This window comes from Magnetospirillum fulvum, assembly GCF_900108475.1.
In the GTDB taxonomy this organism is placed as follows: Bacteria; Pseudomonadota; Alphaproteobacteria; order Rhodospirillales; family Magnetospirillaceae; genus Phaeospirillum; species Phaeospirillum fulvum_A.
On record NZ_FNWO01000009.1, the window covers coordinates 158,981 to 166,529 of the forward strand.

At 65.6% G+C, this 7,549-nt stretch carries 7 protein-coding genes; all 7 read left to right on the forward strand.

Annotation, left to right across the window (positions count from 1 at the left end; genetic code table 11):
- The first annotated feature begins 70 nt into the window (after nucleotides 1-70).
- A complete protein-coding gene (locus tag BLW40_RS11770) occupies nucleotides 71-466 on the forward strand; it encodes a MerR family transcriptional regulator (RefSeq protein ID WP_002728579.1) in 396 nt (131 codons plus the stop codon).
- Nucleotides 467-545: 79 nt separating this feature from the next.
- Entirely contained in the window at nucleotides 546-1,682 is a 1,137-nt protein-coding gene (locus tag BLW40_RS11775; RefSeq protein WP_074768769.1) for a thiolase family protein, read from the forward strand.
- A complete protein-coding gene (locus tag BLW40_RS11780) occupies nucleotides 1,682-4,003 on the forward strand; it encodes a 3-hydroxyacyl-CoA dehydrogenase/enoyl-CoA hydratase family protein (RefSeq protein WP_074768771.1) in 2,322 nt (773 codons plus the stop codon). Before BLW40_RS11775 ends, BLW40_RS11780 begins: the two co-directional genes overlap by 1 nt.
- A 30-nt stretch (nucleotides 4,004-4,033) precedes the next feature.
- Nucleotides 4,034-5,818 carry an acyl-CoA dehydrogenase C-terminal domain-containing protein gene (locus BLW40_RS11785; RefSeq protein ID WP_074768773.1) on the forward strand — a complete coding sequence of 595 codons (1,785 nt, stop codon included), beginning with the start codon at nucleotides 4,034-4,036 and terminating at the stop codon, nucleotides 5,816-5,818.
- A gap of 21 nt (nucleotides 5,819-5,839) precedes the next feature.
- A complete protein-coding gene (locus BLW40_RS11790; protein ID WP_074768775.1) occupies nucleotides 5,840-6,397 on the forward strand; it encodes a thioesterase family protein in 558 nt (185 codons plus the stop codon).
- On the forward strand, nucleotides 6,394-7,224 hold the full coding sequence (locus BLW40_RS11795) for an SDR family oxidoreductase (protein ID WP_074768777.1): 831 nt from the start codon (nucleotides 6,394-6,396) through the stop codon (nucleotides 7,222-7,224). The genes BLW40_RS11790 and BLW40_RS11795 overlap by 4 nt, the downstream gene beginning before the upstream one ends.
- Nucleotides 7,221-7,549, forward strand: a 329-nt coding sequence (locus BLW40_RS11800; RefSeq protein WP_425283716.1) for an electron transfer flavoprotein subunit beta/FixA family protein, incomplete at its 3' end; no start/stop codon positions are given. The genes BLW40_RS11795 and BLW40_RS11800, both read left to right, overlap by 4 nt.

Genomic DNA, 7,549 nt, shown 5'->3' on the forward strand with positions numbered 1-7,549 from the left:
ATCAGAGCGACGTATAGGGAAGCCTTCGAACCCAAACGTCAACTTGTGCACCTATGGATGCAAAACCGTCATGGAAAAACTCTACTCGGTCACCGAGCTGGCACGCGAGTTGGGGGTTACCCCCCGCACGATCCGCTTTTACGAGGATCAGGGGCTGATCAGGCCCCAGCGCGCTGGCAATGCCCGGGTCTACACCCATCGCGACCGCGCCCGGATGATTTTGATCCTGCGCGGCAAGCGGCTGGGCTTCACCTTGCGCGACATCAAGGAATTTCTCGATCTGTACGTGGTGGACACCACCCAGGTCGGTCAGTTGCGGCTTCTCGTCACCAAGGTTCACGAGCGCATCGCCCAGCTCGAGGACCAGCTTCAGGCGGTGCAGACCTCCTTGAGCGAATTGCGCGATATCGAGCGGATCAGTCTCGAAACCTTGCGTACCAAGGGCGTGGATATCGGTTCCGCCTAGAAAAGAGAGGGCCACAGCCCGCAAAGCCTCTCTTTTCGACGGCGTTCCTCCAAACCAATCAAGTCCTGGAGACTCGTCGATGAAAAAGGTGGTTGTCGCCGGTTATGTGCGCTCGCCCTTCACTCCGGCCAAGAAGGGGGATCTGGCGTCGGTCCGTCCCGACGATCTGGCCGGACAAGTGGTCCAAGCCCTGGTCGCCCGCTCCGGGATTCCGGCGGGCGATATCGAGGATTTGCTGCTCGGTTGCGCCTTCCCCGAGGGCGAGCAGGGCTTCAACCTCGCCCGTCTGGTCGGCATGATCGCCGACCTGCCCCAATCGGTCGGTGCGGCGACGCTGAACCGCTTCTGCGGCTCGTCGATGACCTCGGTTCATGTCGCGGTCGGCTCGATCCTGGCCGGGGCCGGTGACGTCTTCGTCTGCGCCGGGGTCGAAAGCATGACCCGGGTGCCGATGATGGGCTTTAACCCGCTGCCCAACCCGGCCTTGGCCGCCCGTCTGCCCGCCGCTTATATCGGGATGGGCGACACCGCCGAGAACGTCGCCTCCCGCTATGGCATCAGCCGCCGTGAGCAGGAGGAGTTCGCGGTCGTCTCGCATCGCCGCGCCGCCGCCGCCCGCGAGGCCGGTCTGTTCGCCGCCGAGATCGTTTCGATCACCGGCCGCAAGGGCACCGTGTCCGCCGATGGCTGCATCCGTCCCGACACCACGCTGGAAAGCCTCGCCGAACTGAAGCCCGCCTTCAACGCCGAAGGTGTCGTCACCGCCGGAACCTCCTCGCCGTTGACCGACGGCGCGTCGGCGGTGCTGGTCTGCTCCGAAGATTATGCCCGCGCCCATGGGCTGGACATCCTGGCGGCGATCCGAAGCTTTGCCGTGTGCGGCTGCGATCCGGCGGTGATGGGAATCGGCCCGGTCGGCGCGACCCGCAAGGCGCTGTCGCGTGCCGGAATCGGGGTCGAGCAATTGGACGTGATCGAACTGAACGAAGCCTTCGCCAGCCAGTCGATCGCCTGCATCCGTGATCTCGGTCTTGCCGTCGATAAGGTCAATCTCGACGGCGGCGCGATTGCGCTCGGCCATCCGTTGGGCGCGACCGGTGCCCGCATCGTCGGCAAGGCGGCCGCGCTGCTGAAGCGGGAAAAGGGCCGGTTCGCCCTGGCCACCCAATGCATCGGCGGCGGTCAGGGCATCGCCACCATCCTGGAGGCGGTGTGATGGACAACATCAAAAAAGTTGCCGTGATCGGGGCGGGGACGATGGGGGCGGGGATCGCCGCCCAGGTCGCCAACGCCGGTATCCCGGTGCTGTTGCTCGATATCGTTCCCGCCGATGCGACCAACCGCAACGTCATTGCCGACGGCGCGCTGGAGCGGCTGAAGAAGGCCGACCCGGCGGCGTTCATGAGCCGGGATGCCGCCCGGCTGGTGACGCCCGGCAATATCGAGGACCATCTGGCCGGTCTGGCTGACTGCGACTGGATCGTTGAAGCGGTGATCGAACGGCTCGACATCAAGCAATCGCTTTACGCCAAGATTGAGTCGGCGCGCAAACCCGGCAGCGTGGTGTCGTCGAACACCTCGACGATCCCGCTGGCGGCGCTGGTCAGCGGTCTGCCCGACAGCTTTGCCCGCGATTTCTGCATCACCCACTTCTTCAACCCGCCGCGTTACATGCGGCTGCTTGAACTGGTCGGTGGCCCCGCCACCCGGCCCGAGGCGCTGGCGTCGGTGCGGAGTTTTGCCGATCACCGTCTGGGCAAAAGCGTCGTCGATGCCAAGGACCGTCCCGGCTTCATCGCCAACCGGCTGGGGGTCTATTGGCTCCAGGCGGCGGTGATCGAAGCGGTCGAGATGGGGTTGGATATCGAAGACGTCGATGCGATCATCGGCCGCCCGATGGGCATCCCCAAGACCGGGGTGTTCGGCCTGCTCGATCTGGTCGGGCTCGATCTGATGCCGCACGTCAATGCCAGTCTGGCGGCGGCGTTGCCCGCCGACGATCCGTTCCACGGTCTGAACCGGCCGTTGCCGCTGGTCGAGCGGCTGATCGCCGACGGCTATACCGGGCGCAAGGGCAAGGGCGGCTTCTATCGCGTCAACCGCGAGGCGGGCAAGCGCAAGGAAGCGGTCGATCTCGTCACCGGCACCTTCCGGCCCGCCCGCAAGGCCGATGTCGAGGCGATTGGCGCGGCCGGTCGCTCGCTGAATGCGCTGCTCGATCACGACAGCCCGCACGGGCGTTATGCCTGGCGGGTGCTGGGCCGCACCCTGGCCTATGCCGCCTTCCTGCTGGGCGATGCCGCCGACGAAGTCGAGGCGATCGATGAGGCGATGCGGCTGGGCTACAATTGGAAGCAGGGGCCGTTCCAACTGATCGACAAGGTCGGAGTCGATTGGCTGATCGCGAAGCTGGAGCGCGAAGGTTGGGCGGTGCCGCCCGCGCTGCGTCTCGCCGCCGGGCGCACCTTCCACCGGATCGAGGCGGGCAAGCGTCAGGTGCTGGGCCTCGACGGGGCCTACCGCGATCTGGTCCGCCCCGAAGGCGTCGTTCTGCTCGAAGACCTCAAGCTCGACCGCCAGCCGGTGCTGAAGAACGGCTCGGCCGCGCTGTGGGATATCGGCGACGGCGTTGCCTGCTTTGAATTCACCAGCAAGATGAACTCGATCGACGGCGAGATCATGGATTTGCTGGGCAAGGCGATCCGCCGGGTCAAGAAGGACTTCAAGGCCCTGGTGATCTATAACGAGGGCAGCAACTTCTCGGCCGGAGCCAATCTCGGGCTGGCTTTGTTCGCCGCCAACATCGCCGCCTGGACCGAGATCGACCAGATGGTCAGCGCCGGGCAGCAGACCTATCGCGCCCTCAAATACGCGCCGTTCCCGGTGGTCGGCGCGCCGTCGGGCATGGCCTTGGGCGGCGGCTGCGAAATCCTGCTCCATTGCGACGCGGTTCAGGCCCATGCCGAGACCTATGTCGGTCTGGTCGAGGTCGGCGTCGGTCTGGTGCCGGGCTGGGGCGGTTGCAAGGAAATGCTGTCGCGCTGGTCGAACGCGGGGACGTTGCCCAAGGGACCGATGCCCGCAGTGGCCAAGGTGTTCGAGACGGTGGCGGTTGCGACCGTCGCCAAATCGGCGGCCGAGGCCAAGGAATTCCTGTTCCTGCGCCCCAGTGACGGGATCACGATGAACCGCGCCCGTCTGCTCGCCGATGCCAAGGCCCGCGCCTTGTCGCTGGTCGAAGGCTATGCGCCGCCCGCGCCGCCGGTGCTGACCCTGCCCGGACCCAGCGGCAAGGTCGCGCTTGAGCTTGCCATCGGTTCGCTGCGCCGTCAGGGCAAGGCGACACCCTATGACGAGGTGGTCAGCGGCGCGCTGGCCGAAGTGCTGACCGGCGGCGATACCGACGTCACCACGCCGCTCGACGAGGAACAGGTGCTGGAACTGGAACGCAGCCGCTTCATGCGGCTGGCGCGCCATCCCGGCACCCTGGCCCGGATCGAGACGATGCTGATGACCGGCAAGCCTCTGCGCAACTGATCGCCTTTCTGACGGATAGGAAGAACCATCATGGCCAGTTACACGGCTCCCCTGCGCGACATGCGCTATGTCCTCTTCGACCTGATGGAAGGCGACGGACTCGCCACTCTGCCCGGCTTCGAGGATTTCACCCGCGACCTGATCGACCCGGTGCTCGACGAAGCCGCGAAGGTCTGCGAACAGGTGCTGCACCCGATCAACCGCTCGGGCGACGAGGAAGGCTGCACCTTCGAGAACGGCGTGGTGCGGACGCCCAAAGGCTTCCGCGAAGCCTATACCCTGTTCCGCGAGGGCGGTTGGACCTCGATCTCGTGCGATCCCGCCCATGGCGGCCAGGGCTGGCCGAAATCGGTCGGTATCCTGATCGAGGAAATGATCTGCTCGGCCAATCTGTCGTTCGGGATGTATCCCGGCCTCAGCCACGGCGCCTATGTCGCGCTTCATGCCCACGGCTCGGATGAGCTGAAGGAAACCTATCTGCCCAAGCTGGTCGATGGGACGTGGTCGGGGACGATGTGCCTGACCGAGCCGCATTGCGGTACCGATCTCGGCCTGCTCCGCACCAAGGCGGTTCCCCAGGGCGACGGCAGCTTTAAACTGACCGGGACCAAGATCTTCATCTCGGCGGGCGAGCATGACCTGACCGAGAACATCATCCACCTTGTTCTTGCCCGTCTGCCCGACGCGCCCAAGGGGGTGAAGGGGATCAGCCTGTTCCTGGTGCCGAAATACCGGGTCAATCCGGATGGCACGCCCGGAGCGTCCAACGGCGTCTCGTGTGGCTCGATCGAGCACAAGATGGGGATCAAGGCCTCGTCGACCTGCGTGATGAATTTCGACGATTCAGTCGGTTGGCTGGTCGGCGAGGCCAATAAGGGTATGCGGGCGATGTTCGCGATGATGAACACCGAACGCCTGTCGGTGGGGGTGCAGGGGCTGGGTCTGGCCGAGGCGTCCTATCAGGGCGCAGTGGCCTATGCCCGCGAACGGCTCCAGGGCCGCTCGCTGACCGGGACCAAGCATCCCGACAAGCCCGCCGATCCGATCATCGTCCATCCCGACGTGCGGCGGATGCTGCTGACCCATCGCGCCTATGTCGAGGGCAGTCGGGCGCTCGCCGCCTGGGTCGGGCGCGCCATTGATGATGAAGAGCATCATCCCGACCCGGCGACCCGAGCCGAGGCCGAGGAATTTGTCGCCCTGATGACTCCGGTGGTCAAGGCGCTGCTGACCGATCTCGGCTTCGAGGCGACCAACCTCGGCATGCAGGTGTTCGGCGGTCACGGCTTCATCCGCGAACATGGGATGGAGCAGTACGTCCGCGATTGCCGGATCGCCCAGATTTACGAAGGCACCAACGGCATCCAGGCGCTCGATCTGGTCGGGCGCAAGCTGCCCGCCAATGCCGGACGCAATCTGCGCCGGTTCTTCCACCCGGTCTCGGCCTTTATCGAGGCCAACATCGAGGACGAGCAATTGGGCGAGTTCGTCCAGCCGCTGGCCAAGGCGTTCGTCCGCCTCCAGCAGGCGACCGCCCAGGTCGCCCGCGTCGGCATGGCCAATCCCGACGAAGCCGGAGCGGCGGCGACCGACTATCTCCGCCTGCTTGGGCTGACTGCGCTCGGTTATCTGTGGGCGCGGATGGCCGAAATCAGCCTGAGCAAGTTGGACAACGATCCCGACGGCTTCCACCGCGCCAAGATCGCCACCGCCCGTTTCTATGTCGAGCGGGTGCTGCCCCAGACCAACGCTTTGTTCGCGATGGTGATGGCGGGCGGCAAGTCGATGATGGCGTTCGACGAAGCTGCTTTTTAGTCCGGGAGAGGGGAGGCGAATGTGAACCTGTGGTTTCGATTGCTGGCGGTGCTGATCGCCTCCCTGTTCCGCCCCCGGCTGGCCTTGACCGATTCGTCGGTCCTGCGCTTCCGGGTGTGGCCGCACGATCTGGACATCAACATCCACATGAACAACGCCCGCTATCTCGCGCTGATGGACCTTGGGCGATTGGACATGATCCTGCGCGGAACCTTGTGGCGGACGGTGTTGCGCCAACGCTGGCAGCCGGTGCTGGCGGGGAGCGTGGTGCGTTATCGCCGTCCGTTGCGCCCCTTCCAGCGGTTCAGCCTGACCAGTCGGCTGATCGCCTGGGACGAGCGCTGGCTCTACATGGAGCACCGGGTCGAGACGGCGGAGGGATTGTCCTGTCAGGCGCTGATGCGGGGCGCGTTCGTGGCCAAGGGCGGTGTGGTGCCGCCCTCGGCGGTGATCGCGGCGGCGGGGTTCTCTGGCCCGTCGCCCGCCATCCCGGCCTGGGTCGGATCGTGGCGGGAGATGGACGGCGCGTTTGAACAGACACCGGCGGAACCGCCGGTCGAACAGGGGGAAGCGGCATGAGATCGCTGTCGGGAAAAACACTCTTCATCACCGGGGCCAGCCGGGGTATCGGCAAGGCGATCGCGCTCCGGGCCGCCCGCGACGGCGCCAATATCGTCGTCGCCGCCAAGACCGAGACGCCCCATGCGCGGCTGCCCGGCACCATTCACGATACCGCCGCCGAGATCGAAGCGGCGGGCGGAGCCGCGCTGGCGGTCAAGCTCGACGTCCGCGACGAGGCCGAGATCAATGCGGCGGTGGCCCAGGCTGTCGATCGTTTCGGCGGCATCGACATCGTCGTCAACAATGCCAGCGCGATCAGTCTGACCGGCACCGCCGACACCGAGATCAAGCGCTATGACCTGATGATGTCGGTCAATGTCCGTGGCACGTTTGCCGTCACCCGCGCCTGTCTGCCCCATCTGAAGCGGGCGGCCAATCCGCATATTCTGGTGATGGGGCCGCCGCCGTCGCTGTTGCCGCGTTGGTACGGCCCGCATGCGGCCTACACCATCAGCAAGATGGGGATGAGCCTCCTGGCGATGGGCTGGGCCGAGGAATTCCGCGAGGACGGCATCGCCGCCAACGGGCTGTGGCCGCGCACCCTGATCGACACCGCCGCGATGAACATGGTCGGCGCGATCAAGCCCGCCCATTGCCGCCGCCCCGACATCGTCGCCGATGCCGCCCACGCGATCCTGACCCGTCCGGCGCGGGATTGCACCGGACGCTTCTTCATCGACGAAGAGGTCTTGGCCGAAGAGGGCATCACCGATCTTGCCGCCTATGCGGTCGATCCCAACGGTCTGCTGCTGACCGATCTGTTCGTAGAGGAATCCGTTCGATGAGAGTGCTGGTCGCGGTCAAACGGGTGGTCGATTACAACGTCAAGGTCCGGGTGAAATCGGACAAAAGCGGGGTCGAGACCGCCAACATCAAGTTCAGCATGAATCCGTTTGACGAGATCGCGGTCGAGGAGGCGGTGCGGCTGAAGGAAGCGGGAATCGCGACCGAAATCGTCGCGGTTTCGGTCGGGCCGCAGACGGCGACCGAGACGTTGCGGACCGCGCTGGCGATGGGGGCCGACCGCGGCATCCTGGTCCAGACCGATGCCGAAATCCAGCCGCTGGCGGTGGCGAAGATTCTGAAGCGTCTCGCCGACACCGAACAGCC